The 26,336-nt window shown below is 71.4% G+C and carries 23 protein-coding genes, 4 tRNA genes and 1 riboswitch; of the genes, 17 read left to right on the top strand and 10 right to left on the bottom strand.

Going from position 1 to position 26,336, the window contains the following annotated elements:
* Nucleotides 1–190: 190 nt before the first annotated feature.
* The 4 genes from ACFOYY_RS31425 (at nt 191) to ACFOYY_RS31410 (ending at nt 5,501) form a co-directional block, all read left to right on the top strand.
* Nucleotides 191–625, top strand: a complete 435-nt coding sequence (locus tag ACFOYY_RS31425; protein WP_352011623.1) for an Lrp/AsnC family transcriptional regulator — start codon at nt 191–193, stop codon at nt 623–625.
* Nucleotides 626–718: 93 nt separating this feature from the next.
* A complete protein-coding gene (locus ACFOYY_RS31420) occupies nt 719–1,276 on the top strand; it encodes a GNAT family N-acetyltransferase (RefSeq protein WP_352011622.1) in 558 nt (185 codons plus the stop codon).
* A gap of 54 nt (nt 1,277–1,330) precedes the next feature.
* The gene (locus ACFOYY_RS31415; RefSeq protein ID WP_386194673.1) at nt 1,331–4,627 is read left to right on the top strand and encodes a BTAD domain-containing putative transcriptional regulator; all 3,297 of its coding nucleotides are present in this window, start codon (nt 1,331–1,333) and stop codon (nt 4,625–4,627) included.
* A gap of 58 nt (nt 4,628–4,685) precedes the next feature.
* A complete protein-coding gene (locus ACFOYY_RS31410; RefSeq protein WP_352011620.1) occupies nt 4,686–5,501 on the top strand; it encodes a sirohydrochlorin chelatase in 816 nt (271 codons plus the stop codon).
* Between the two features lie 22 nt (nt 5,502–5,523).
* Here the strand turns inward: ACFOYY_RS31410 and pgeF are convergent, their stop codons facing one another.
* Nucleotides 5,524–6,210: a peptidoglycan editing factor PgeF gene (pgeF, locus tag ACFOYY_RS31405; protein WP_352011731.1), complete on the bottom strand. Its 687-nt coding sequence runs from the start codon at nt 6,208–6,210 to the stop codon at nt 5,524–5,526.
* A gap of 97 nt (nt 6,211–6,307) precedes the next feature.
* On the opposite strand from pgeF, the gene ACFOYY_RS31400 reads away from it, so the two are divergent.
* Nucleotides 6,308–6,676, top strand: a complete 369-nt coding sequence (locus tag ACFOYY_RS31400; protein WP_352011619.1) for a PH domain-containing protein — start codon at nt 6,308–6,310, stop codon at nt 6,674–6,676.
* Between the two features lie 19 nt (nt 6,677–6,695).
* On the opposite strand, the gene glgA is transcribed toward ACFOYY_RS31400, so the two are convergent.
* A complete protein-coding gene (gene glgA, locus ACFOYY_RS31395) occupies nt 6,696–7,880 on the bottom strand; it encodes a glycogen synthase (RefSeq protein WP_386194671.1) in 1,185 nt (394 codons plus the stop codon).
* A 25-nt stretch (nt 7,881–7,905) separates the two neighbouring features.
* Between glgA and glgC the strand changes: the two genes are divergently transcribed.
* A complete protein-coding gene (gene glgC / locus ACFOYY_RS31390; RefSeq protein WP_352011617.1) occupies nt 7,906–9,156 on the top strand; it encodes a glucose-1-phosphate adenylyltransferase in 1,251 nt (416 codons plus the stop codon).
* A 41-nt stretch (nt 9,157–9,197) separates the two neighbouring features.
* Here the strand turns inward: glgC and ACFOYY_RS31385 are convergent, their stop codons facing one another.
* Nucleotides 9,198–9,869, bottom strand: a complete 672-nt coding sequence (locus ACFOYY_RS31385) for a hypothetical protein (RefSeq protein ID WP_386194668.1) — start codon at nt 9,867–9,869, stop codon at nt 9,198–9,200.
* 248 nt (nt 9,870–10,117) lie between these two features.
* Here ACFOYY_RS31385 and ACFOYY_RS31380 point away from each other — a divergent pair, with 248 nt between their 5' ends.
* Both ACFOYY_RS31380 and ACFOYY_RS31375 read left to right on the top strand, forming a co-directional pair.
* Entirely contained in the window at nt 10,118–10,747 is a 630-nt protein-coding gene (locus ACFOYY_RS31380; protein WP_352011615.1) for a TetR/AcrR family transcriptional regulator, read from the top strand.
* A 19-nt stretch (nt 10,748–10,766) separates the two neighbouring features.
* Nucleotides 10,767–11,141 (top strand): VOC family protein, encoded by a 375-nt coding sequence (locus tag ACFOYY_RS31375; protein ID WP_352011614.1) that lies wholly within the window; start codon nt 10,767–10,769, stop codon nt 11,139–11,141.
* A gap of 7 nt (nt 11,142–11,148) precedes the next feature.
* Here the strand turns inward: ACFOYY_RS31375 and ACFOYY_RS31370 are convergent, their stop codons facing one another.
* A complete protein-coding gene (locus tag ACFOYY_RS31370) occupies nt 11,149–11,916 on the bottom strand; it encodes an enoyl-CoA hydratase/isomerase family protein (RefSeq protein ID WP_352011613.1) in 768 nt (255 codons plus the stop codon).
* Nucleotides 11,917–11,978: 62 nt separating this feature from the next.
* Between ACFOYY_RS31370 and ACFOYY_RS31365 the strand changes: the two genes are divergently transcribed.
* Complete coding sequence (locus ACFOYY_RS31365; protein ID WP_386194666.1) at nt 11,979–13,550, top strand: hypothetical protein; 1,572 nt, start codon at nt 11,979–11,981, stop codon at nt 13,548–13,550.
* A gap of 25 nt (nt 13,551–13,575) precedes the next feature.
* On the opposite strand, the gene ACFOYY_RS31360 is transcribed toward ACFOYY_RS31365, so the two are convergent.
* The 6 genes from ACFOYY_RS31360 to ACFOYY_RS31335 form a co-directional block, all read right to left on the bottom strand.
* The gene (locus ACFOYY_RS31360; RefSeq protein WP_352011611.1) at nt 13,576–14,595 is read right to left on the bottom strand and encodes a mechanosensitive ion channel family protein; all 1,020 of its coding nucleotides are present in this window, start codon (nt 14,593–14,595) and stop codon (nt 13,576–13,578) included.
* 60 nt (nt 14,596–14,655) lie between these two features.
* The gene (locus tag ACFOYY_RS31355; RefSeq protein ID WP_352011610.1) at nt 14,656–15,651 is read right to left on the bottom strand and encodes a ribonucleotide-diphosphate reductase subunit beta; all 996 of its coding nucleotides are present in this window, start codon (nt 15,649–15,651) and stop codon (nt 14,656–14,658) included.
* Nucleotides 15,652–15,685: 34 nt separating this feature from the next.
* Nucleotides 15,686–17,929, bottom strand: a complete 2,244-nt coding sequence (locus ACFOYY_RS31350; protein WP_386194663.1) for a ribonucleoside-diphosphate reductase subunit alpha — start codon at nt 17,927–17,929, stop codon at nt 15,686–15,688.
* A 151-nt stretch (nt 17,930–18,080) separates the two neighbouring features.
* Nucleotides 18,081–18,280: riboswitch (cobalamin riboswitch) on the bottom strand.
* Between the two features lie 4 nt (nt 18,281–18,284).
* Nucleotides 18,285–19,304: a Bug family tripartite tricarboxylate transporter substrate binding protein gene (locus ACFOYY_RS31345; protein ID WP_362911463.1), complete on the bottom strand. Its 1,020-nt coding sequence runs from the start codon at nt 19,302–19,304 to the stop codon at nt 18,285–18,287.
* A gap of 91 nt (nt 19,305–19,395) precedes the next feature.
* Complete coding sequence (glmS, locus tag ACFOYY_RS31340) at nt 19,396–21,216, bottom strand: glutamine--fructose-6-phosphate transaminase (isomerizing) (protein ID WP_386194661.1); 1,821 nt, start codon at nt 21,214–21,216, stop codon at nt 19,396–19,398.
* Between the two features lie 11 nt (nt 21,217–21,227).
* A complete protein-coding gene (locus ACFOYY_RS31335) occupies nt 21,228–21,503 on the bottom strand; it encodes a hypothetical protein (protein ID WP_352011606.1) in 276 nt (91 codons plus the stop codon).
* Between the two features lie 153 nt (nt 21,504–21,656).
* Here ACFOYY_RS31335 and ACFOYY_RS31330 point away from each other — a divergent pair, with 153 nt between their 5' ends.
* From ACFOYY_RS31330 to pcp, 8 genes are all read left to right on the top strand, one after another.
* Entirely contained in the window at nt 21,657–23,573 is a 1,917-nt protein-coding gene (locus ACFOYY_RS31330; protein WP_352011605.1) for an N-acetylmuramoyl-L-alanine amidase, read from the top strand.
* 90 nt (nt 23,574–23,663) lie between these two features.
* A tRNA-Gly gene (locus ACFOYY_RS31325) sits at nt 23,664–23,735 on the top strand.
* Between the two features lie 25 nt (nt 23,736–23,760).
* Nucleotides 23,761–23,831, top strand: a tRNA-Cys gene (locus ACFOYY_RS31320).
* Between the two features lie 77 nt (nt 23,832–23,908).
* Nucleotides 23,909–23,980, top strand: a tRNA-Gly gene (locus ACFOYY_RS31315).
* Nucleotides 23,981–23,994: 14 nt separating this feature from the next.
* A tRNA-Val gene (locus tag ACFOYY_RS31310) sits at nt 23,995–24,069 on the top strand.
* A 319-nt stretch (nt 24,070–24,388) separates the two neighbouring features.
* Nucleotides 24,389–25,276: a hypothetical protein gene (locus tag ACFOYY_RS31305; RefSeq protein WP_352011604.1), complete on the top strand. Its 888-nt coding sequence runs from the start codon at nt 24,389–24,391 to the stop codon at nt 25,274–25,276.
* 44 nt (nt 25,277–25,320) lie between these two features.
* The gene (locus tag ACFOYY_RS31300) at nt 25,321–25,698 is read left to right on the top strand and encodes a thiol-disulfide oxidoreductase DCC family protein (protein WP_362775771.1); all 378 of its coding nucleotides are present in this window, start codon (nt 25,321–25,323) and stop codon (nt 25,696–25,698) included.
* Nucleotides 25,695–26,324, top strand: coding sequence for a pyroglutamyl-peptidase I (gene pcp / locus ACFOYY_RS31295; RefSeq protein WP_386194655.1), 630 nt, complete (start codon nt 25,695–25,697; stop codon nt 26,322–26,324). Before ACFOYY_RS31300 ends, pcp begins: the two co-directional genes overlap by 4 nt.
* Nucleotides 26,325–26,336 lie beyond the last annotated feature (12 nt).

Below are 26,336 nucleotides of genomic sequence, written 5' to 3'. Positions count from 1 at the left end.
CGACCGGTCACCTCATGTGATATGAAAGGTGAGGCACCGCCCCGCGCTTCCGGCGAGGGGCTTTTCTGAAGTGCACCACCATTGTCCAGCATCGGGATAATAAGAGAAGGCGGTCGACGTCCTCCGCCTTCCGATCAGAAGGTCACGAAGCCGATCGGTTAACGGATAACGGAGCGTGATAGTGGACGCGATGGACTGGACACTCCTGGCGGAGCTGCAGAGCGACGCGCGGCTGTCCTACAGCGAGCTGGCCCGGCGGGTGCACATGTCGGCCCCGGCCGTCGCCGAGCGGGTGCGGCGCCTTGAGGAGACGGGCGTGATCACCGGTTACCACGCGCGGGTCAATCCGGCGCTGGCCGGGCGGGGGGTGGCCGCGCTGATCAGGATGGCGTGCTACGGGCCGCGCTGTGTGCTCCGCGACGAGCAGGCGCTGGCCTGGCCGGAGATCCTGGAGGTGCACCGGGTGACCGGTGACACCTGCTGCCTGATCCGGGTCGCCGCGGCCTCCATGATCGCCTTCGAGGAGCTGATCGACAGGCTCGCGCCGTACGGTCACCCGTCGAGCATGATGGTCCTGTCCAGCCCGGTCCCCTGGCGTCCCCTCTCCCCTGCGAAGCACGACTGAGCCGGGCGTACGGCGACATTTGTTACCTATGGGATAGTTGCCGTGCGGAATGATCTCTGGCGGCGGACCTCGGAAAGGCGTTAGCGTCTGCGCATGCGCCACGTTGACATACCGGGCAGGCGGCTCAGGCTGCGAGAGGTCACCGTGGACGACGTGGACGCGCTGCACGCCGTCTACGGCGACCCCACGGCGACCGAGCACCTTCCCTTCGACCCCAGGACGCGCGAGGAGGTCGAGGAGATCGTCGCCGAGGCGATGCGGGCCGCGGAGACGGAACCCCGCAGGCTGTACGTCCTGGCGGTGACCGACGTGGCCGAGGGCCGGACCATCGGCGTCGGAAGGCTGCACATCGAGCACGACCACCCGCACAGCGCCGAGATCGGCATGGGCCTGCGCCCCGACCACTGGGGCAGGGGCATCGGCACCGACCTGGTCCGGCTGCTGCTGGTCTTCGGCTTCCGGCACCTGGGCCTGCACCGCGTCTGGGGCGCCAGGTCTCCGGCGAACACCGCCGCCCAGCTCACCATGCTGATGGCCGGGATGGTCGAGGAGGGCAGGATCAGGCACCACGTGCGGGCCCGCGGCACCTGGCGTGACTCCGTCGTCCACTCGGCGATCGAGGACGAGTGGGAGGGCTACCGGGACGTCTGACCCCCCTCTGAGCGTAGGGTGTGGCGAACCACCACAGCCGACATACGAGGGCAAATGACAACAGGGCTGACCTTCCGCCTGTTCGGCACCCTGGAGGTCCGCGACGCCTCAGACCGGCCGCTCGGTCTGGGCACCCGTAAGGAACGCGCCGTACTGGCGATGCTGGCCCTCGACCCCGGCCGGGTGATCCCGCTCGACCGGCTGATCGACGAGCTGTGGGCCGGTGAGGCCCCCTCCGGGGCGACGGGCACGCTCCAGGCCTACATCTCGCACCTTCGCAAGGTGCTCGAACCCGGCCGCAGGCCCCGCACCCCGCCCTCGGTGCTGCTCACCCGTGAGCCCGGCTACCTGCTGGCCGTCGCCCCCGGCCAGGTCGACCTGACACGCTTCACCGCCTGGGCGCAGGACGGCGCCCGCGCGCTCGCCCGGGGAGAACACACCGAGGCCCGCCAGACGCTCGACCGGGCACTCGCCCTGTGGCGGGGCGAACCGCTCGGGGAGTTCGCCGAACTGGCCTTCGCCAGGCCCTCGGTCACCCGGCTCACCGAGATCCGGGCCACGGCCGTCGAGGACCGCTTCGAGGCGCTGCTCGCCCTGGGCGAGGACGCCGCGCACGTACCGGCCCTGGAGGCGCTGACCGAGGAGTTCCCCTACCGGGAACGGTCGTGGAGGCTGCTCGCGCTCGCCCTGTACCGCGCGGACAGGCAGGCCGACGCGCTCGGCGCGCTGCGCAGGGCCAGACGGCGGCTCGCCGAGGACCTCGGCATCGACCCGGGCCCCCGGCTCAGGCGCCTTGAGGAGGCGGTGCTCGGGCACGCCCCCGAACTGGAGGCCCCCGCGCCGACCGTGGCCGTGCGGACCGTCGCACCCGCCGCGGGCGAGGAGCTGGTCGCGCGCTCCGCCCAGCTCCGGTCCGTCGGGGAACGGCTGGCCTCGGTACGGCGCGGCACCGGCGGCGTGCTGCTGGTCACCGGGGAGGCCGGGATCGGCAAGACCAGGCTCGCCCAGGCCGCCGCCGAGGAGGCCGAGGCCCGGGGCTTCACGGTGGCCTGGGGACGCTGCCTGGACGGCGGCGCCCCCGCCTTCTGGCCCTGGCGGCAGGTGTTGCGGGAGTGCGGTGCCGGGTCCTGGCCGCCCGGCGGTCTCACGGGCGGGTCCGACCCCGACGCCGCGCTGTTCGAGCTGTACGAGTCGGTCGTCTCCACGCTGACCGGAACCGGCGGCCCGCTGCTCGTGATCCTCGACGACCTGCACTGGGCCGACGTCTCCTCACTGCGGCTGCTCGGCTTCGTCGCGGGCGAGCTGGCCCGGCGCCCCGTGCTGGTGCTGGCCACGCTGCGCCCGGAACCCGGCGAGCATCCCAGGCAGCTGCGCGACACGCTCGGCGCGCTGGCCGGGCAGCCGGAGACGGAGCGGATCGAGCTGACGCCGTTCGGCGCGGAGGAGGTCTCGGCGTACCTGCGGCGGCACCGGGTCGAGGAGACCCCCGGCCTGGCCGCCGCGCTGCTGGAACGCAGCGGCGGCAACCCCTTCTACCTGGGTGAGCTGGTGCGCCTCAGGAGGAGCGAGCGAGGACTGTCCTCCGCCCTGCCGCCCGGGGCGCGCGACGTCATCGGTCAGCGCGTCGCCAGGCTCCCCGAACGGACGCGGGAGTTGCTCGGCGTCGCCGCGGTCGCCGGGCGCGACGTGGAGGCGGGCCTGCTCGAAGCCGTGACGGACGTCCCTGTCGAGGAGGTCATGTCCCTGCTCGAACCCGCGGTGGCGACCGGGCTGCTGGCCGAGGTGCCCGGCGGCCTCGACTACCGCTTCTCCCACGCCCTGGTGCGTGACGCGCTCTGCTCGGACCTGAGCCGCCTCGCGCTCGCCCGGCTGCACCTGAGGATCGGCCGCTGCCTCGAACGGACGCCGGGCGTCGAGCCGGTACGGCTGGCCCACCACTTCGCCGCCGCCTCCTCGGTCGGCGGGGCGGCCAGGGCCGTCGAACACGCGGGGCACGCGGCGCGGCAGGCCGTGGAGCGGCTCGCCTACGCCGAGGCCGTCGAGCTGTGGGAGCTGGCGCTGTCCTGTCTTCCCTCCGGTGACGAGGCGGGCCGGTGCGCGGTGCTGACCGAGCTCGGGCAGGCCCGCCGTACCGTGGGGGACGCCGAGGGTGCCTTCGGCGACCTGGAGGAGGCGATCGGCCTGGCCCTGCGCACCGGCGACCGCTCCGCGCTGGTCTCGGCGGTCACCGTCTTCGGCGGGCTCGCCGTGTGGAACTGGCGGCCGTACGGCGTGGTCGACGAGCGGATGATCGCCGTCCTGGAGGACCTGCTCGCCGGGCCGCTCACCGAGCACGACCGGGCCGCGCTGCTGGGCACACTGGGCATGGAGCTGTACTACGGGCCCCGGCGCGCCGAGGGCGAGCTGCACGCCACGCGGGCGGTGGAGATCGCCCGCTCCCTGGGCGACCCCGGGCTGCTCGCCCGCACCCTGAACAACCACCTGCTGGTCAGCTGGGTCCCCGGGCGCAACGCCGAACGGCTCGCGGTGGCCGGGGAGATGCTGGCCGTACCGGGGCTGACCAGGGCGGCCGAGCTCGTGGCGCGGGTGCTGCGGATGGCCTGCCTGCTGCGCGCGGGCGACCTGACGGCCTGGGACCGCGACCTGGCCCGTTGTGAGGAACTCCTCGACGAGGTGCGCCGCCCCGAGCTTGAGGCGATGGTGCGCATCGCCGAGACCGCCAGGTGCACCTTGGAGGGACGCTGGGCGGACGCCGAGGCGCTCATCGGCGCCTTCGACGACGTCCGGTACGGCTCCAGCCTGTGGCAGGGCGCCGAGTTCCGCAGGCTGCTGACGAGGTTCGTCTGCGAGAGCGGACGGGGCCGGCCGCGGCTCGTGCTCGACGAGCTGGTCGAGGCGGCGGAGCGGGCGCCGATGGTCCCGTTGCGCCCGGTCGCCGTGCTGGCCGCGGTCGAGGCGGGCAGGCCGGACCTGGCGCGGGAGCTGGCCGAGCGCTGGGGCACCGAGGTCGGGCAGGACTGGATCGCCGACTTCCTGCTGCCCGTCTGGGGGGCCGTCTCCGCCGGGATCGGCGTGCCGGAGCCCGGGCCGCTCTACGAGGCGCTCCTGCCCTGGGCCGACCAGCTGGTCGTGGCGGGCACGGGCTGTGTCGCGTGGGGCTCGACCCACCATGTGCTGGCCGGGCTGGCCGCGCGGCTCGGCCGTACCGAGGCGGCGCGGGAACACGCCCGCGCGGCCGTCGCCACCCACCGCGCGCTCGGTCTGGCCCACTGGGCGGAACGCAGTCAGGCGCTGCTCAGCGAACTTGGAACGGTCGAACGGCGTGTTCCTCCACCCTCGGAAATGTCGTGACGGAATTGCCGCCTTTTTCGCTGACGGAAAGCGTGAAATGGGCCTAGAGTCCGCGCATGTGAGTGAGAGTTCCATCCTCCCCGTACGCGGGCGCGCCGTGCGGCCGTCAGGCAGGCACCGCAGACCCGTGCCCTCCCACCTTCCGCCGGAGGCACCCGCGCTGGTGCTGGCCACGCTCGGTGACGGCTCCGGTGTCGCCGCCGAACTGACCGCCCTGATCCGAGGGGACAACCCGCAGATCGAGGTCCGTCTCGTCGGTCTCGGCGAGGACGGCAAGGAGCTGGTCGCCGCGCTGGAGGACTCCGGCCGGGAACGGCCGCAGGACGGCACCGCCGCCGTCGTGGTTCCGCTGCTGACCGGCCCGCACCCGGTCGCCGACCCGCTGATCGCCGGGGCGGTCGCGGCCAGCGGGGTCACGGTCACGGTCACCGAGCCGCTGGGGCCGCACCCGCTGCTGGCGGAGGCGCTGCACATCCGCCTCGCTGAGCGGGACCTCGCCAGGGCCGACCGGATGCGGCTGCTCAACGTGTCCAGCCCGGTCGACGCGGTCATCCTGGCCACGGTCGGCGGGGAGGCCGCGGCGGCCGAGGCGCAGCCGACCGCTGTGCTGCTGGCCTCCCGGCTGACGCTGCCCGTCCTGGTCGCCTCGCTGGACAGCGCCCCCGACGCCGCCGACGCCGCGGCACGGCTGCGCGGGATCGGCGCGCAGCGGATCGCGCTGTCCCCCTGCCTCATCGGCCCCGAGACCGGCGCGGACCTCGCAGGCGCCACCGCCGCGCGGATCGACGCCGAGTGCGCCGCCCCGCTGGGCGCGCACGGCCTCATCGCCGATCTGGCCGCCCGCGCCTACGGGAGCGTCCTGGCCGCGGGCTGACGCCGGGGCCCTCTCCCTCGGGTCAGGGCTCCAGCCAGACATAGCCGGCGAAGCGGCCGGTCCTGCCGTCCCTGCGGTGGGAGAACAGGTCCTCGGTCTCGATGGTGCAGCGGGTGTCGTGGGTGACCTCACGCACCCCGGCCTTGCCCAGCTGGGAGTTGATCGCGGCGCGCAGGTCGAGGGCGGGGGTGTCGTCGCGTGTGATCGACCACGCCTCGGGCAGCACGGCCGCGACCTCGGCGCGCAGGGCCGCGGGCACCTCGTAGCAGCTGCCGCAGGCCATCGGGCCGATCAGAGCGGTCATCCGCGCCGGATCGGCGCCCCGCCGGACCATCTCCTCGACCAGGGCCGGGACGACGCCGAGGACGGTGCCGACCCTGCCCGAGTGCGCGGCCCCGACCAGTCCCGCCACCGGGTCGGCCAGCAGGACGGGGGCGCAGTCCGCGCACAACGCCGCCAGGCCGAGGCCGGGAACGTCGGTGCACACGCCGTCCAGCGGGGGCGGATCGTCCCCGAAGGGCTCGGTCACGTGACGGACGTCGGCGCTGTGCACCTGCCGCATGAACACGACCCGTTCGAGGCCGAACTCCGCGGCCGTCGTGGCCCGGTTGGCGGCCACCGCCTCCGGGTCGTCGCCGCACAGGCCGCCGAGATTGCGGCCGTGGTACGGCTCCGCGCTGACACCGCCGTGGCGGTCGGTGATCCTCATCTGAAATTTCACGGCCCCGACCTTACCGACCGATGGAACCGCCCTCCCGGTCCCGTCCGTTTCTCCGGACGACGCATCCCCACGGAACGGGAGTCCGATGACGAAGATCGTCTATGACCGGAAGGAACAACTGCAGCAGATCGAGAGCGGCCTGCTGCCGGGGGAAAAGATCATCGCCGTCTACGACGCGATCGGCACCGGCACCGGTTTTCTCGGCCTGACCGACAAAAGGGTGATCGTGCAGGACAAGTCCTTCGTCGGCAAGCGGATGGCCCTCACCAGCATCCCCTACGCCAGGATCTCCGCGGTGAGCGTGGTGAGCAACCGGTCCTTCGCCGGATCGTTCTTCTCCTCCGGGGCCATCGCCGTCCATGTGGGAACCCACACCTACGAGGTCGAGTTCCGCGGCGACGGGAAGGCCCACCACGCGCACAACGTGATCCTGCACTTCATCACCGGGTCCTGAGGCCCCGGTGCGCCGGCGGTCAGGGACGGGTGAGCGAGCGGTACAGATCCATGGTCCGCTCGGCGATCCTGGGCCAGGAGAAGTGCTCGACGGCCCTGACCCGCCCGGCGGCCCCCAGCTCGGCGGCCAGCGCGGGGTCGGCGAGCAGCCGGTTGACCCGTTCGGCGAGGTCGGCGGCGAACCGCTCGGGGTCGTCGGGGGTGCCGTCGGCGGCCGACTGTGCGATCGGGACCAGCAGGCCGGTCGAACCGTCGGCGACCACCTCGGGGATGCCCCCGGTCGCGGTGGCGACGACGGCGGTCTCGCAGGCCATGGCCTCCAGGTTGACGATGCCCATCGGCTCGTAGACCGAGGGGCAGACGAAGACCGTGGCGTGGGTGAGGATCTGGATCACCTCGGGACGCGGCAGCATCTCCGAGATCCACACGACGCCCTCCCGCTCCTGTTCGAGCCCCCGCACCAGCCCGGCGACCTCCTCGGCGATCTCCGGGGTGTCCGGCGCGCCCGCGCACAGCACGAGCTGCGCCCCCGGGTCGAACTCCCTGGCCGCGTGGAGCAGGTGGACCAGTCCCTTCTGCCGGGTGATCCGCCCGACGAAGACCACGTACGGCCTGCCCGGGTCGATCCCGTGCCGGGACAGCACGTCGACGCCGTGGTCCGGGGCGTACTCGCCGGTGTCGATCCCGTTGTGGATCACGTTGACCCGTTCCGGCGGGATCTCCGGGTAGCAGGCCAGCACGTCACGGCGCATCCCCTCGGAGACGGCGATGATCGCGTCCGCGGTCGCCAGCGCGCCGCGCTCGGCCCACGACGACAGCGTGTAGCCGCCGCCGAGCTGCTCCGCCTTCCACGGGCGCAGCGGCTCCAGGCTGTGCGTGGTGACCACGTGCGGCGTGCCGTACAGCATCTTGGCGACGTGACCGGCGAAGTTGGCGTACCACGTGTGGCTGTGCACCAGGTCGGCGCCCGCGCAGCCCGCCGCCATCTCCAGGTCGACGCCGAGCACCCGCAGCGCGGCGTTGGCCTCCTGGAGCCCCTCGGGAACCCGGTAACCCGTGACCCCCTCCTCGGGACGAGGCGGACCGAAACACCGGACGCGGACGTCCGCAAGCCGGCGCAGCTCACGGGCGAGGTACTCGACGTGAACCCCCGCCCCGCCGTACACCTCGGGCGGATACTCACGGCTCAGCAGATCAACGCGCATGCGATCACCCTAGTGTTTCATCCCAGTGCGTCAGGTTAGGGTCCTGCATATGAGAGTCCTCGCGATCGTGCTCGCCGGTGGTGAAGGTAAACGGCTGATGCCGCTGACGGCTGACCGGGCCAAGCCCGCAGTACCTTTCGGGGGGATATATCGGCTCGTCGACTTCGTCCTGTCGAACCTGGCCAACGGCAACTACCTGCAGATCGTGGTGCTGACGCAGTACAAGAACCACAGTCTCGACCGGCACATCTCCCAGACCTGGCGGCTGACGTCGATGCTGGGCAACTACGTGACCCCGGTGCCCGCCCAGCAGCGCCTCGGCCCGCACTGGTTCTCCGGTTCCGCCGACGCGCTGTTCCAGAACCTGAACCTGGTCTACGACGAGATGCCCGAGCACGTCATCGTGTTCGGCGCCGACCACATCTACCGGATGGACCCCCGCCAGATGGTGGCCCAGCACGTCGACTCCGGCGCGGAGGTGACGGTCGCCGCGATCAGGCAGCCCCTCTCACTGGCCGACCAGTTCGGCGTGATCGAGACGGACCCGGCGGGCCGGAAGATCGCCGCCTTCCGGGAGAAGCCCAAGGACGCCGTCGGCCTTCCCGACGCGCCCGACCAGGTGTACGCCTCGATGGGCAACTACGTCTTCAGAACCCAGGCGATGCTCGACGCGCTGCGGGAGGACGCGCTCGACCCCACCAGCAAACACGACCTGGGCGGGAACATCATCCCGATGATGGTGAAGTCGGGCAGCGCCGAGGTCTACGACTTCGCCGACAACGTCGTGCCCGGCTCGACCGACCGGGACAAGGGCTACTGGCGGGACGTGGGGACCCTGGACGCCTACTACGAGGCCCACATGGACCTCATCTCGGCGCACCCGGTCTTCAATCTCTACAACACCCAGTGGCCGATCTACACCGGCCACGATCCGCTGCCCCCGGCCAAGTTCGTGCACAACGACGGCGACCGGATCGGGCGGGCCGTGGACTCGCTCGTCTCCGCCGGTGTGATCGTCTCCGGCGGCCTGGCCGAGCGCTCCGTCCTGTCCCCCGGCGTGGTGATGCACTCCCACTCCAGGGTCGAGGACTCGGTGCTGATGGGCAACGTGAAGGTCGGGCGGGGCGCCGTCGTCCGCAGGGCCATCATCGACAAGAACGTGGTCATCCCGGACGGCGCCAGGATCGGCTTCGACCTCGAATACGACCGCAGCCGCTTCGCGGTGACCCAGAACGGCATCGTGGTCATCGGCAAGAACGAGGTCATCGAACGTTAGTGTCCGCGCGCCGTCGGACGGCGCGCGGGACGGTCCTCCGGTCAGGCCGGGGCGGGAAGCCGGTCGAGGATGGCCTGGAACATGGCGACGCTGGTCACCGCCATCTCGTCCATCCGCTCCTCCAGCCGGTCGAAGCGCCGGTCCATCACATCAAGACGCCCGTCGAGCGCCTCGAACCTCTTGGCCATGGCCTCGAACCGCTCGTCGATCATCTCGAACCGCCGATCAATGGCCTCAAACCGCCGGTCCATGGCGTCGAAGCGCTCGTCAACGGCCTCGAACCTCTTGTCGATGGCGTCGAAGCGCTCGTCGACGGCCTCGAACCTCCTGTCGATGGCGTCGAGGCGCCCGTCGACGGCCGCGAAATGCTCGTCGATCGCGGCGAAGCGCCGGTCGACGGCCGCGAAGCGCTCGTCGATCGCGGTGAAGCGCCGGTCGACGGCGTCGAAGCGCTCGCGCACCTCGTCGCGGAGCAGGTCCACCTTGGCGTTGACCTGCTCGACCCGCCGCTCGACCCGCTCGACGCGCCGCCCGACCTGCTTGAGCCCGTCGGCCAGCAGGTCGACCCGGTCGGTCAGCACGTCGAGCTTCGTGTAGACGGGCGTCAGCGCCTCGTAGGCCCGCACCGAGGCCTGCTGTCCGCATCTGGTGCCGAGCACGATGAAATCCTCCTCCAGGCGGGTGACCCGGTCCTCGATGGTGGGGGTGAGCATGGGGGGCTCCGTACGTCGTGGTCCAGCGTAGTCAGGCCACGCCGGCGAGAGTGGGAACGCGGGGGGTGAGTCCTCGCGGGTCTCAGCTTGGCCCCTCCTGAGGGCGCTCCGCGGCCACTTCGCCAAAGAACCTTCCTCTTTTTCCCAGCGTTCTGACCTGCGAAAAGGACATATTTCGGGTCACCCGGTGCCAGGGATCTCAATATCTCCGTTGACGGAGTGAGTACTCACTCCGCATCATGAAAGGCATGAGACCCAAAGAGAACGCGACACCCGACCCGGCCCGGCGGCGTGCTCCGGGCATGAGCCAGGAACGCCGCCGGGAGATGATCGTCATGGCCGCGCTCCCCCTCGTCGCGGAGTACGGCGCCGCCGTCACCACCGCGCAGATCGCCAGGGCGGCCGGGATCGGCGAGGCCACCGTCTTCAGGGCCTTCACCGACAAGGAGGAGCTGCTCGACGCCTGCGTCGTGGAGGTGCTGCGCCCCGACCACGTGCTCGAACAACTCGCCTCCGTCCCCCTCGACCAGCCGCTGACCGAGCGGCTGACCGAGGCGGCCGAGGCCATGCGGGCGCACATGGCGCGGATCGGCACGGTCCTGGGCGCCCTGCACGCCTCGGGGCGCCGCTCACGCGGATCCCGCACGCAGGAGGAGGGGGCCGGAGCCCCGTCCGACCGCGCCGCCTCGTTCAAGGCGACCCGCGACGCCCTGACCGAGCTGTTCGAACCCGAGGGCGACCGGCTGAGGCTGCCCCCGGAGCGGCTGGCGGCGCTCTTCCTCAGCCTGACGTTCGCCGGCGCCCGCGGTTCGGCCGCCGACGTCGAACCGAGCGTCGCCGAGATCGTGGACGTGTTCGTCCACGGAATCCTGAATTGACCGAGGCGAAAGGACAGTCATGACCGTCACCCTGAACCACACCATCGTCCCCGCCGCGGACAACGGACGGGCCGCCCGCTTCCTCGCCGACGTCATGGGGCTGGAGTGCCTGCCGCCCACGGGCTCGCGCGGCCACTTCGTCCCGGTGCGGGTCAACGACTCCCTCACCCTCGACTACATGACGGTCGAGGAGCCCCACGCGGTCCATCTCGCCTTCGAGGTGGACCCGGCGACCTTCGACGGCGTCCTGGCCCGGCTGCGCGCCGGAGGCGTGCCGTACGGCAGCCGCCCCGACGCCCCGGACAACGGCCGCGTCGACCATCCGCTCTGCCCTCGCGGGCTGTTCTTCAGGGACGAGAACGGTCACCTCTTCGAGGTCATGTCCCCCGGGTGAGCGGGGGTCACCGGCGCCACGGAAAGCGGGCGGGCCTTCCCTCCAGGAAGGCGGCGACCCCCTCGGCCCGTTCCGCGCCGGAGCGCCGCTGCCAGTCGCGTACGCGTGTCTCGGCGTCGCCTCCCTCGACGATGTCGCCGATGATCTCCTTCGTGGCGGCCAGGGTGAGCTGGGAGCGTCCCGCGAAGGTACGTGCCAGGCCGTACACGCGTTCCCCGAGTTCGCGGGGCGGGTGGACCTCGTCGACCAGGCCGGTGCGCAGCGCGGTCGCGGCGTCGACGAGGTCGGCCGAGTAGAGCAGGAGCTTGGCGGCCGAGGGACCGACGAGGCCGACCAGGCGGCGGGTCGCGCTCAGCGGGTAGACGACGCCGAGCCTGGCCGGGGTGATCCCGAAACGGGCGTCGTCGGCGGCCAGGCGCAGGTCACAGGCCATGGCGAGCTGGCAGCCCCCGCCCACACAGAAGCCCTCGATCATCGCGATCGTCGGTTTGGGGAAGCCCGCCAGGGCCTCCTCGGCGACGACGGTCAGGCCGGTGTCGTCGCCCGCCTCGGCCAGCCCGGCGATCTCGGAGATGTCCGCCCCCGAGCAGAAGGTGCCGCCCGCGCCGGTGAGGACGAGGACGCGCACGGCCGGATCGGCGGCCGGCGAGGCCAGGATCGTGGGCAGCGCCCGCCACATCGCCGCGGTCATCGCGTTGCGCTTGGCGGGACGGTTGATCCGCAGGGTCGCGACATCGCCGTCGACGGACAATTCGAAACCATTAAAGATCTCCACGAGATAGATTCTTCCTGGACATTTCACACAGCGCCGAGGCACCCCCGAACCTGAGAGGCCGGATGCGGCTGAAGCCCCCCTTCCCGAGGATGAACTCCGCCGAGCGCCGCATCTGGGACGCCTACCCCTCGGGTTCCTGGGTCGATCTGCGCAGCGGGGACGACCAGGCCGACGACCCGGCCAACGGCCCCGGATGGGGACCGGAGCGGACGGTCAGGGCGGAGGTCGTCGCGGCGCTGCTGCGGGGCGCGCGGCCGCCGGAGCCGGGCAGGAGCGCCGGGCTGCGGCTGGCGGGCGCCCACGTCACCGGTGTGCTCGACCTCGCCGACGCCACGCTGACCGGCAAGCTGCACATGGTCAACTGCTACCTGCCCGGGGGCGTCTCCATGACCGACACGATCGCCGTCGGCGTACGGCTGCGCGGGTGCGAGATAGCGCGGATCAGGGCGGCCGGGTGCACGGTCAACGCCATGCTCGACTTCGACGGCTCGACCGTCCACGGCGGTATCCGGCTGGACAACGCCCAGGTCAAGGGACAGGTCCGGTTCGCGGGGCTACGGGTGAGCGCCGAGGAGACCGCCGAGGCGTCCGACAACGCGGTCCGGGACGTGCGCAGGAGGATGTCGGAGGAGGAGCTCAGGGAGCGGGGTCACCGCCACGGGCAGTGGGCGCTGTGGGCGGGCGGCATGACCGTCGAGGGCGGGGCGTTCATGCGGGACATGCGGGTCAACGGCGGCCTGCGGATCATCGGCGCGAAGTTCCGGGGTGGCATCTACCTGCAGCGGTCGGTCATCACCGCGACGGGCCCCTACGCGATCCAGGCCGACTTCATGGAGGCGGGGGCCGCCGAGCTGAGCCGTGGTTTCCAGGCGACCGGCACGATCAGGATGCGCAACTCGCGCGTCAACGGCGTCCTGTCCTTCGACGGGGCGACGCTGCGGGCTCCCGGCCGGGTGCTGCACCTGAGTCACGCCCAGATGGACGAGCTGATCCTGCGGCCCGACTCCATCGAGGGCGAGGTCAACCTCGCCTACTCCCGTATCGGCGTGCTGCTCGACGCCCCGGCGGACTATCCGGGCGCGGTGTATCTCAACGGGCTCGTCTACGAGGCGCTGCGCGGCTCGGCCTGGAGCGTCAACGACCGCCTGGTCTGGGTGGACAAGGACTCCTACGGCTACCGTCCGCAGCCGTACGAGCAGCTGGCGGCGTGGTTCCGCCGGATCGGCCACGAGCAGGACGCCCGGCGGGTGCTGCTGGCCAAGCAGCGGCGGCGCCGCCGTACGCTCAGGCCCGCGGGCCGGATCTGGGGCAGGCTGCTCGACCTCGTCGTCGGGTACGGCTACCGCCCCTGGCTCGCCGGGCTGTGGGTCGCGGTGCTGCTGGCCGCGGGCACCGGGGTCTTCGCCGCGGTCCCCCCGACGCAGATCGACCCGGAGGAGATCAGGGTCTTCCAGCCGTTCGTCTACACGCTGGACCTGCTGGCCCCGGTGAGCGTCTTCGAGCAGCGGGGGGCGTGGGACCCGACCGGCTGGACGCGGTGGCTGGCCTGGACGCTGATCGCCTCGGGATGGATCCTGGCCACCGCCCTGATCGCGGGCACGGCCCGGGTGCTGCGTCCAGGCCCGTCGTCCTGAGCGGGCCGTCCTGAGCGCGCCGGGGTCAGGCCATGTCCACCCGGAGTCTGGGCAGCGCCTCCGGGTACTTCTCCCTGACGTATCTCACCAGGTGCTCGCGCATGTCGCACTTGAGGTCGAAGGCGCTCGGCGAGTCGGCGGCGCTCATCAGCGCCCGCACTTCGAGCAGCCCGTTCGGCAGGGTGTCGGTGACCTGGAGGGTCCAGTCCTTCTGGTCCCACAGCGGGTGCTCGCGCAGGGCCCGGTAGAGCTCGACACGCAGTTCCTCGACGGGGACGGTCCAGTCGATCCTGAGCATCACCGCGCCGATCACCCGGCTGGTGTGCCTGGTCCAGTTCTCGAACGGGTTGGTGGTGAAGTAGGAGACCGGGAGCACCAGCCTGCGTTCGTCCCACAGGCGCAGCACCACGTAGGTGAGGCTGAGCTCCTCGATCCGCCCCCACTCCCCCTGCACGACCACCACGTCGTCGAGTCTGAGCGCGTCGCTGAAGACCAGTTGCAGGCCGGCCAGCAGGTTGCCCAGCATCGACTGGGCGGCGATGCCGACGACGACGCCCGCGATGCCCGCCGAGGCGAGCAGTCCGGCGCCGAGCGCGCGTACCTGCGGGAAGGTGAACAGCATGGCGCCCAGCGCCAGCAGGACGACCACCGCTGAGGCGACCCGGCGGACCAGGGAGATCTGGGTGCGGATCCTCCTGGCCCGCCGGTTACGCTCCCCCTCGACGCTGACCAGGCGGTCGAGGACCACGTCGGTGACCGCGTAGGCGGCCTGGATGGCCAGCCAGGTGACGCATCCGATCATGAAAAGGGTGATCGTCCGCTCGATCGCTTCGTCGACCGTCCCCTTGGCCATGCCGGGAAGGTAGAGCGTGTTGGCGGTCGCCACGACCGCCAGGGCGAAGGCGGGCCAGGTGCAGCGGCGCACGAGCGGCCCGGCCAGGACCCACCGCTCGCCGATCAGCCTCCAGCGCAGTGCCCGCCGTACCATCTCCACGCAGGCGACGGCGGCCAGCATCGAGGCGATCAGGATGATCCATCTGGACACGGACGCTCTTCCCCCCTGACGGTCGCTTGCCGGGTGGATGCCCCGGGACGCGCGGCCTATTCAGAAGGCCTCGTCAAAAGCGACAGTTCCCTCAACTGCTATCTGATAGGCCGAAACTCTCCGCTCGAAGAAGTTCGCGAGCTCCTGGACGTCCTGCAGCTCCATGAACGCGAAGGGGTTGGCGGTGCCGTACCGGACGGGCAGCCCGAGCCGGGTCAGCCGCTGGTCGGCCACGTATTCGAGGTACTGCCGCATCTGGCCGGGGTCCATGCCGGACCGGCCCTCGCCGCACAGGTCCTCGGCGAAGGCCAGCTCCGCCGCGACCGCCTCCTCCAGCATCCGGGTGACCTGGGCGCCGAGCTCGTCGTCGAACAGGCCGGGTTCCTCGGCCCGTACGGTGTCCACCACGGAGAAGGCGAACTCCATGTGCATGGACTCGTCGCGGAAGACCCAGTTGGTCCCGGTGGCCAGGCCGCCGAGCAGGCCCCGCGAGCGGAACCAGTAGACGTAGGCGAAGGCCCCGTAGAAGAACAGGCCCTCGATGCACGCGGCGAAGCAGATCAGGTTGAGCAGGAACGCCCGCCGGTCGTCCCGCGTCCGCAGGCTGGTCAGCCCGCCGAGCGAGTCGATCCACCGGAAGCAGAACTCGGCCTTGTCCCTGATCGAGGGGATGTGCTCGATCGCGGCGAAGGCCCTGGCCCGCTCCTCGTGGTCGGGCAGGTAGGTGTCGAGCAGCGTCAGGTAGAACTGGACGTGCACCGCCTCCTCGTAGAGCTGCCTGCTGAGGTACAGGCGCGCCTCGGGGGCGTTGACGTGCTGGTAGAGGTTGAGCACCAGGTTGTTGGCCACGATCGAGTCACCGGTCGCGAAGAACGCGACGAGACGGTTGATCAGGTGGCGCTCCTCCGGCGTCATTCTGGCCAGGTCCGCCACGTCGGAGTTGAGGTCCACCTCCTCGACGGTCCAGGTGTTGCGGATGGCCGCCCGGTAGCGTTCGTAGAAGTCCGGGTAGCGCATGGGGCGCAGGGTGAGGTTCATACCGGGGTCGAGCAGCATTCGGAGAATGACCTTTCGGCTTGGGTCACGGGGCCTACTGGCAGGCGTCGCAGTACTCGGGGTTCTCCAGCGAGCAGGCGATCACGTCCTGCTCGGGGAGCGACTGTGCCGCGGTGGCCGGCACAGTCGCTGACACAGCGGCCGGCACAGTGGCCGACACGGTGGTCTGCGCGATGCGGGTGGCCGGACGGGAGCGCAGGTAGTAGGTGGTCTTCAGGCCCGAGCGCCAGGCGTAGGCGTACATCGAGGAGAGCTTGCCGATGGTCGGGGTCGCCATGAACAGGTTGAGCGACTGCGACTGGTCGATGTACGGCGCGCGCGCCGCGGCCAGGTCGATCAGCGCCTTCTGCGGCAGCTCCCACGCGGTCCGGTAGAGCGTCCTGAGGTCGTCGGGGATGCCCGGGACGTCCTGGATCGAGCCGTCCGCCCGCTTGATCGCGTCCCTGATCTGCGGGGTCCACAGGCCCCGGGCCGTGAGGTCGGCGACCAGATAGCGGTTGACCTGGAGGAACTCCCCGGAGAGGGTCTCGCGCTTGAAGACGTTCGACACCTGGGGCTCGATGCACTCGTAGCAGCCCGCGATGGAGGCGATGGTGGCCGTGGGGGCGATCGCGATCATCAGCGAGTTGCGCAGGCCGGTCACGGCGATCCGCTCCCTGAGCGCCGTCCACTCCGCCGAACGGGCGGCCCCGTAGTGGTCGGGGTGCAGCACGCCGTCGGCGGCGCGGGTGTCCCCGTAGGAGGGGTGGCGCCCCCGCTCGGCGGCCAGGTCGCTGGAGGTGGCGTAGGCGGCCAGCGCGATCTCCTCGGCGATCCGGGTCGACAGCTCAAGCGCCCGCGGCGAGTCGAACGGCAGCCGCAGCGCGAAGAAGACGTCGGCCAGCCCCATCACGCCCAGCCCGACGGGCCGCCAGCGCTCGTTGGCCGCGCGGGCCTCGGGCGTCGGGTAGAAGCCCAGGTCGATGGTCCTGTCCAGGAACCTGACCGCGGTGCGAGCCGTACGGCGCAGCCGCTCCCAGTCCACACCGTCCGCGGTGAGGTGGGCCGCCAGGTTGATCGAGCCGAGGTTGCAGACGGCGGTCTCCGCGTCGCTGGTGACCTCCAGGATCTCGGTGCACAGGTTCGACAGGTGGATGACGTTGCCCGGACGGGCCGTCTGGTTCGAGGTCCGGTTCGAGGCGTCCTTGAAGGTCATCCAGCCGTTGCCGGTCTGGGCCAGCGTGCGCATCATGCGGCCGTACAGGGCACGGGCCGGGACCTGCCTGACGAACCCGCCCTCGGCCTCCGCCCTGCGGTAGGCCTCCTCGAACGCCTCGCCGTACAGGTCGGTGAGGTGCGGGACCTCCTTGGGGTCGAACAGCGACCACATCTCGTCGGCCTCGACCCGCCGCATGAACTCGTCGGGGATCCAGTTGGCGAGGTTCAGATTGTGCGTACGGCGCGCCTCCTCGCCGGTGTTGTCGCGCAGTTCGAGGAACTCCTCGATGTCGGCGTGCCAGGGCTCCAGGTAGACGCAGGCCGCGCCCTTGCGACGGCCGCCCTGGTTGACGGCGGCGACGCTGGAGTCGAGGGTGCGCAGCCACGGCACGATGCCGTTCGAGTGGCCGTTGGTGCCGCGGATCAGCGAGCCGCGCGAGCGGACCCGGGTCCAGGCGATGCCGATGCCCCCGGCGTACTTCGACAGGCGGGCGACCTGGCCGTAGCGCTGGTAGATGGCCTCTAGCTCGTCCCTCGGGGAGTCGAGCAGGAAGCAGGAGGACAGCTGGGGCCTGCGGGAACCGGAGTTGAACAGGGTGGGCGAACTGGGCAGGTAGGACAGAGTGGCCATGAGCCCGTACAGTTCGGCGGCCTCCTCGACCGTCTCCGACAGACCGCAGGCCACGCGCAGCAGGAAGTGCTGGGGGCGTTCGAGGACCTTGCGGGTGCTCGGGTGGCGCAGCAGGTAGCGGTCGTAGACGGTGCGCAGCCCGAAGTACTCGAACCTGTCGTCGGCGGCCGGGTCGACCAGCGCGTCGAGGGCGGCGGCGTTGGCGGCGACGAAGGCGGCCAGCCCGTCCTGCAGGAGCCCCGCGCCGTGGGTCGCGGCGATCGACTCGGAGAATGTCGTGACGCCGTGCTCGGCGGCCTCCTCGGCGATCAGGCCTGTCAGCAGCCTGGCGGCGGCTCTGGAGTTCTCCGGGTCGGTGATCACCCGGGCCGCGGCCTCCTCGATCGCCCGCCTGCGATCGTCCGGCGAGTGCCCGGTCTTCTCCGCCTTCTCGGCCAAGGTCTGTGTCACGTGCCACCCCTCGTGCAGGTAATCCCCGTACGGCTCACGGAGCAGGGCGCGCGTCAACGGGCGGCTCCCGGGCACGCCGGACCGCCTCGTCCCGCGGCTCTCCCTCGAAGCCCTGGACAACTCTCGTGCCGAGCGGGGACCTGGTCGGTCCCCTCTCCACACACCGCGGGCAGGTCTTCGGACTCACGGGCGTGACGCGCGCTCCTACCGGCCGTCGCTTCCCGGGCGTGGTTCACCCAGTGCTCAGTTGACGGCTTTCGTTCCCGTTCACCGCTGCGGGGCAGTCCCGGTCTCTCACCGGGTTCCCTGTTGCCTCGCCCTCGTGGGCGAACCAGCGACGACCAGGATCCTACATCTAGTGCCGCCTGACGCAACCACCCCAACAGTTTGTGTCGGGGATGCTCAGCAACCCGAGCTCGTTGAGCACCGCGCGGGTACGGCGGGTCTCCGTGACCAGCCACCGGCGGAAGTCGTCACCGCTCAGGTACGCCCGGTGCCAGCCGTTGGCCGCGCACACGGCCTGCCATCGGGGCGAGGCGTCGATCCGGTCGCACAGGGCGACCGCCCCGTCCCGGTCGCCGGGGCTCATGGCCCGGGGACCGAGCACCCCGCACCAGTCGGCGTACTCCAGGCGCACCTCCCGCTCCATCAGCGTCGGCGCGTCGATGCCGTCGATCCGCTCCCCCGAGGAGACCGCGAGCGGCATCAGCCGGCCCGTGGCGATCTTCGGCAGGAGGGAGCCGGCCGAGCCGAGGAGCGCGGCCACCCGCCCCTCGTGCAGCGCCTCGACGGCCTCGGACTCGGTCGGGTAGCCGGCGTACTCCATCAGCCTGACGTCGACGCCGAGGCACTTGCCGATCATGCCGTAGAGCACGTGGTCGGAGCCGCCCTCGGCCCCTCCCCCGACCACCAGCCGCGCCGGGTCGCGGCGCAGCGCCGCGACGAAGTCCTCGAAGGTCCGCAGCAGGGAGTTCGGGGAGACGGCCAGGACGGACCAGTCTCCGGCCAGCCTGGCCAGCGGGGTCGAGGCCGCCAGCACGGAGTCCGCGTCGGCGGTCTCGCCGCCCGCCAGCATCGGCACGCCCGCCAGGAACACCCGGCCCTCGCGCGCGAAGGGGCCCCCGACGGCGGCGAACGCGGTCAGGGCGGCCATCCCCTGGGCGCCCGCGCCGCTCACCTCGACCGCACCGGCCATCCTCTCGCCGGTCAGGATCGCGGCCAGCGCGTGGGCGGCCTGGTCCCAGCGCCGCCCGCGGACGACCGGCGCGACGATGGTCAGCCTGCGCGCCCACCCCGCACCGGGGCCGCCCATGTCACCGCAGCCCCCGGCGACCATGACCCCCAGCGCGAGCGCGAGGAATCGCCTACGGTGCATAAGCGTCCCTTCCGCCGAGATCCCCCAGATCTCTCGATACCCTACGTTGCAGATATGTCACTCTCTGCACCGCAATTGGGGCATCAGGCGCTCACTCCACGGTGACGCTCTTGGCGAGGTTGCGCGGCTTGTCCACGTCGCGGCCGAGCGCGACGGCCGCGTGGTAGGCGAACAGCTGCAGCGGGATCGACAGCAGGATCGGGTCGAGCTCGATCTCGTTCCTGGGCACCACCAGGCAGTCGTCGGCCAGCCGGGGATCGGCCTCGCGGTGCCCGACCATGAGCACCCGCCCGCCGCGCGCGCGGATCTCCCCCAGCGTGGTGAGGTTCTTGTCCAGCAGCTCGTCGTCGGGGACGACCGCCACGGTCGGCATCTCCGGGCCGATCAGCGCCAGCGGCCCGTGCTTGAGCTCGCTGGCCGGGTAGGCCTCGGCGTGCACGTAGGAGACCTCCTTGAGCTTCTGCGCGCCCTCCCTGGCCACCGGGTATCCCCTGACCCTGCCGACGAACATCATGCTCGGCGAGTCGGCGTACTTGCCGGCCAGCTCCTTGATCCGGGGTTCGAGGGCGAGGATCTCCCCGATCTGGCCGGGCAGCGCGCGAAGGCCCTCCACGATGCGCCGGCCGTCGGCGGGCGACAGGTCGCGCACCCTTCCCAGGTGCAGGGCGAGCAGCGCGAAGGCGACCGCGGTCGAGGTGAAGGCCTTGGTGCTCGCCACCGAGACCTCGGGGCCCGCGTGCAGGTAGAGACCACCGTCGACCTCCCTGGCGATGGCGCTGCCGACGGTGTTGACGATGCCGAGCACCCGGCCGCCCTTGCGCTTGAGCTCCTGGACGGCGGCCAGGGTGTCGTAGGTCTCCCCCGACTGGCTGATCGCCACGTAGAGGGTGTCCGGCTCGACGACCGGGCTGCGGTAGCGGAACTCGCTGGCGGGCTCGGCGTCCGACGGGATGCGCGCCAGCTCCTCGATGAGCTGGGCGCCGATCTGGCCCGAGTAGTAGGCCGAGCCGCACCCGATGATCTTCACCCGGCGGAAGGAGCGGCTCTCCCGCGCGTCCATGTTGAGCCCGCCCAGATGGGCGATGTGGAAGCGGTCGTCGAGGCGCCCGCGCAACGTCCTGGCGACCGTCTCCGGCTGCTCGGAGATCTCCTTGAGCAGGTAGTGCTCATAGCCGCCGGTGTCGTAGTGCCCGGCCTCCCAGTCGACCGTCAGCGGCTCCTTGGCCGTCTCCCGCGCGTCGCTGGAGAAGGTGTTGAAGCCGTCGGCCTTCAGCACCGCGAGCTCGCCGTCCTCCAGGTGCACCACCTGGCGGGTGTAGCGGACCAGCGCGGCCACGTCCGAGGCGGCGAACATCTCCTTCTCGCCGATGCCCAGCACGATCGGGCTGCCGTTGCGCGCCACGACCACCTCGCCGGGGCGCCGGGCGTCGACCACCGCGACGCCGTAGGTGCCGACGACCCGCTTGAGCGCGGCGCGGACCGCCTCCGCCAGCGAGTCGGTGTCCTCGACGGTGCGGGCGATCAGGTGGGCGAGCACCTCGGTGTCGGTCTCCGACAGGAAGACCGCGCCGTCGGCCTCCAGCTTGGCCCGCAGCTCGTCGGCGTTCTCGATGATGCCGTTGTGCACGACGGCGACGCGCTCGTCGGCGGACAGGTGCGGGTGGGCGTTGACGTCGCTGGGCGCGCCGTGGGTCGCCCAGCGGGTGTGCCCGATGCCCAGGGTTCCCTTGAACCTGGCGGGCATTACGGCCGCCAGGTCGGCGACCCTGCCCTTGACCTTGCGCATCTTCAGGCCTCTGTTGGAGACCACCACGCCGGCCGAGTCGTAACCGCGGTACTCAAGGCGCTGCAGGCCCTCAAGCAGGATGGGGGCCGCGTCCTTCGGCCCCACGTAGGCCACGATTCCGCACATCTGACCGCTCCTTACCCGTAGACGATCCGGCGCAACTGGCGCAGGGACAGTTCCGGTGCGGCGACACGGCGGGAGCTCAGCTCGGCGGCGATCCTGGGAAAGATCGCGTCGTTGACCAGCCCCCTGGACTTGAGCTCGGCGTGACGCCGCCGGACGAACTCCTCGGTGGGCTCGGAGAAGTAGGCCAGCACGTCCGCCACCACCCTCGCGGCCTCTCCCGGACCGAGCGCGCTCGTCCGGGTCAGGTGGGCGATGAGGTCCTCGTGGGGATGCCATGCCGTCGACACAGAGGAGGACCATACGCAGCCATGTTGGCGTTTACCAAGTTTTCTGCCCGATTCCGGGCAGGAAAGATTGCCGTGGATCTCCCTCCGCCCGGCCATAAGACGGTCCGCGACCACCCATAACTCTGGGTAGTGATCACGCCGGAAGGGAACCTCATGCGCCGTCTGCCGGGGATATCGATCGTCGCCGCCCTCTCAGTGGCGGCTCCGGCACCCGCCTGGCAGCCCCCGCCGTACGGCTCCGCGTCCCCTGCCGCCCCCGCGAGCCTGCGGGAGGCCTTCACCCGGGCGGCCGGAGAGTACGGCGTGCCGGAGAACGTGCTGCTGGCCGTGTCCTACCTGGAGTCCCGCTGGGACGTCAACGGCCGGCTGCCCAGCGTCGCGGGCGGCTACGGCCCCATGCACCTGGTCGACGGCCGGGCCGTCACCCGGGCCTCCACAGGGAGCGGCGTCCACCGGGACGCCGAGGGCGACCCCCGGGGCGACGAGAGCAGGCCGTACCGGGTCGGGACCCGGGACGTGGCGCCCGCGCCGCCCGAGGACACCCTGCGCCGGGCCGCCGAGCTGACCGGGATCGACCCCGGTGTGCTGCGCGCGGACCCGGCCGCCAACATCCGGGCCGGGGCGGCGCTGCTCGCCGACCACCAGCGGCGCTCCGGAGGAAGGCCGGACGCCGGAGCGGCCGGTTGGTACGCCGCGGTCGCGCGGTACGCGGGACCCGGTGAGACCGGGGCCGGGCGGGCCTTCGCCGACGCGGTCTACGCGACGATGCGCGCCGGGGTCTCCCGCGTGACCGACAGCGGCGAGCGGATCGTCCTGCCGCCCGCGCCCGGCCTGGGACCGGCCGGGACGGGGACACCCGGGCTGCGCCGCGCGTCCGGCACCGTGACGCCCGACTGCCCCCCGGAGGTCTCCTGCGAGTGGGTTCCCGCCGCCTATCGGCGCACGAGGAACGGCGGGCACGGCAACCACGACCGCTACGACGGCCGTCGCCAGGTCGACTACATCGTCATCCACGACGGGGAGACCTCCTACGACGCGATGACCAGGCTCGTCAGGAACCCCGACTACCTGAGCTGGCACTACACCGTGCGCTCCGGCGACGGGCACATCGCCCAGCACCTGAGGCCCGACGACATCGGCTGGCACGCGGGCAACTGGTACTTCAACTCCCGCTCGATCGGCATCGAGCACGAGGGCTACCTCGCCAAGGGCGCCTGGTTCACCGAGGCGATGTACCAGGCGTCGGCCAGGCTGGTGGCCCATCTCGCCGAGCGTTACGGCATCCCTCTCGACCGGGCGCACATCCTCGGCCACGACAACGTGCCGGGCACCACCCCGGAGACCGTCCGCGGCATGCACCAGGACCCCGGCCCCTACTGGGACTGGGCCCACTACTTCGAACTGCTCGGCCACCCGCTGACCGCCTCCGGGGACCAGGACGCGCGCTCGGTGATGATCAAGCCCGACTACGTCCTCAACCAGCCCTACTTCACCGGCTGTCTCCCCTCCGGGGAGTGCATGCCCGCGAGCGCGGCCTCGGTCTGGCTGTACAGCGCCCCCTCCGATGAGGCGCCGCTGGTCAGGGACGTCGGCAGGCACCCCGGCGGCGACTCGACCTACAACGTCTACGACCACGCGGCCCGCGCCTCCACCGGTCAGCGCTACGCCCTGGCGGGCCGCGAGGGCGACTGGACGGCCATCTGGTATCTGGGCCAGAAGGCCTGGTTCCACGACCCCGCCGGCGAACCGGCCTCGATGCCCGCCTCGGGAGGCCTGGTGACCCCGAAACCCGGCCGCTCCTCCGTCAGGCTGTACGGCAGGGCCTATCCCGAGCGCTCCGCCTATCCCAGGGGTGTGTCCGCGCAGCGCCTCGTCCCGTTGCAGTACTCCCTGCCCGCCGGGCAGTTCTACAGTCTGGGGCTGACGACGAGGGGCTCCTACCTGCGCTCCTCCGCCACGGCCGCGGTTCGGCACCGGGTCGTCACGGGGGACGCGCGCTACCGGCAGATCCAGTTCGGCCACCGGGTGATGTTCGTCCGCGCCTCCGACGTCCAGGTGATCTCACCATGACGATCTTCCGCACACCGCCTCGGTTGCGCGCATCCGCCCGCCGGAGGCGCTAGAGTTTTCCCGTGCACCGGACATCGTTCCGGGCGACACGCGGAAGTGGCTCAGTGGTAGAGCATCACCTTGCCAAGGTGAGGGTCGCGGGTTCGAATCCCGTCTTCCGCTCCGGCAGGTCCGCGAGGGCCTGACTGGTGGAGTGGCCGAGAGGCGAGGCAACGGCCTGCAAAGCCGTGTACACGGGTTCAAATCCCGTCTCCACCTCAGTGCACCGACGTCGGGGGCTCCGGCATCCGATAAGGTAGCGCGAGTGCGGCCGAGGGGCGACCCGAGGCGGTTGTGCGGAAGTGGCTCAGTGGTAGAGCATCACCTTGCCAAGGTGAGGGTCGCGGGTTCGAATCCCGTCTTCCGCTCTGATGTTTCCCGAGGACGATTAGCTCAGCGGGAGAGCGCTTCCCTGACACGGAAGAGGTCACAGGTTCAATCCCTGTATCGTCCACCACGACAACGAAACCCCGGCCCGCCAAGGGTCCGGGGTTTTTCGTTTCCCATGTGCGCAGACTCACGGTCGTTCACGCGGCCGGGTACGGCGAGGCGGGCGACGACCCGGAACCTGGAACCCGAGGGCAGGTGCCCGGGGTCGTCTGAGCAGCCGGCGGCGGGAGTCTGCGGTGGTCATGGAGGTCCCCGCACGTTGATCGAAAACTCAACGTCACGTTTCACACGCGGTTCTTACCGCTGAGGAGGCACCATAGAGGGACACATAATGCAAAAAACGGTTGATTGCCACGTTCGTCAGCCGTGGTGGAAGGGGCGAGCCTGTGCATCGCGTGGTGGTCGATCCGGAGGTCCCGGCCGAAGTCGCCAGCCTCATGCGCCGGAACGGACGCCTGCTCTCCCGGTTCAGATCCGGCTGGAATCCCGAACCGGACGGCGCCGCACGCGTCCCGGCGGTGATCGTGGCCACCTTCGGTGCCACGATGCTGGCGGGGCTGGGCGGCACGCTGCTCGTCGGGGTCCCGCTGGCCTTCTCCATCACCGCCGCCGTCATCTGCCTGACCGTCCTGGGTGTCATCTACCTGGCGACGAAGCCCGCCCCCGCCGACTCGGTCGAGCGCGTCCTGTACCGGCACGCCCGGCACTACCGGGGGGGCTACCTGATCCTTGAGGACTTCGACTACGGCGCCAGGGAACTGCTCGGCCGGGCGCAGCGGGCGATCGACCACATCCTGCGCTCCCGGGTCAACGTCATGGGCATGCTCGACAGCGTGCGCAACGCGGTGATGCTCCCGGCGGAGGAGTGGCAGATCGCCCGGCTGCTGACCAAGCTGTCGGAGCTGCGGGCCAGGCACCGTCACATGGCCAGGGGCGGCAGGACCCCCGAGGTCGCCGCCGCCATGGCGCCGATGGAGCGGGCCCTCGCGGCCAGCGAGGCGGCCGTCGTCGCGCGGGTCGAGGCGCTCGAACGGTACGCCGCCCACGTGACGCAGGCCGACCACGCCCTCGTCTCCCAGGGGCAGATCGAGGTGCTGCGCGCGCAGCTTCCCGAGTACGAGCAACTGGTCGCCGAGACGGGCGCCGCCCGGTTCCTCGCCCCGGAGATCGGCAACCTCAGCGAGGACGCCGAGCAGTTGCGGCGTGCCCTGCGGGACAGTCTCCGCTCCGCCCATGAGGCGTTCCGTTACCTCGACGGCCCCCTCTCCCGTTGACCCTGAATCGGTATCCCCTCCCGCCGGATGGGTACCTTTTTCCCATGACGGGACAACCAGTGCTGTTGTATGACGGCGACTGCGGTTTCTGCGCCACCTGCATCGGGTTCGCCGAACGCAGGATCGGTCTGCGCGCGCGCCCGGTCCCCTGGCAGTTCGCGGACCTCGCCGAGTTCGGCACCACGCGGGAACGCGCGGAACACGAGGTCCTGTGGGCCGAGGACGGCCGTCTGTACGGCGGCGCGCAGGCCGTCGCCCGGCTGTTCCTGGCCGCCGGGAGGCCGTGGAGCCTGGCCGGGCACGCGCTGCGGGTCCCGCCGCTGCGCTGGGTGGCCCACTGGGGTTACCGGCTCGTGGCGGCCAACCGCCATCGCCTGCCGGGCGGCACCCCCGCCTGCGCCCTGCCCTCGAAGCGACGATGACCGTCCTGCTGACCGGCTTCGAGCCGTTCGACGGCTCCTCGGTCAATCCGTCCTGGGAGGCGGTCGGCCTCGTCCAGGGGGTGCGGGCCGTACGGTTGCCGTGCGTGTTCGGCGAGTCGCTGGAGCGGTTGCGGGCGGCGGTGGCCGAGCACGACCCGTCGGTGGTCGTCTGCGTCGGCCAGGCCGGGGGCAGACCGGACGTGACGGTCGAACGGGTGGCCGTCAACCTCGACGACGCCCGCATCCCGGACAACGCGGGACGGCAGCCGATCGACGAGCCCGTGGTGCGCGGCGGTCCCGCCGCCTACTTCGCCACGCTGCCGGTCAAGGCGTGCGTCGCGGCGGCCAGGGCGGCCTCGGTGCCCGCGAGCGTCTCGCAGAGCGCCGGGACGTTCGTCTGCAACCACCTCTTCTACGGCCTGATGCACCTGATCGCCACCGAGCGGCCCAGGATGCGCGGCGGGTTCGTGCACCTGCCGTTCACCCCGGAGCAGGCCCTGGGCCGCGGCGTGCCCACTGCGCCCTCGATGCCCTCGGCGACGGCGGCGACGGCGCTGACCGCCATCGTGACCGCCGCCGTCTCCGTGGGTGACGACCTGCGCCTGGTCGGCGGCTCCCTGCACTGAGCCCCGCCGCGG

Origin of the sequence: Streptosporangium jomthongense, assembly GCF_042650425.1 — a bacterium.
Taxonomy (GTDB): Bacteria; Actinomycetota; Actinomycetes; order Streptosporangiales; family Streptosporangiaceae; genus Streptosporangium.
This window is presented reverse-complemented; position numbering and strand designations above follow the sequence as displayed.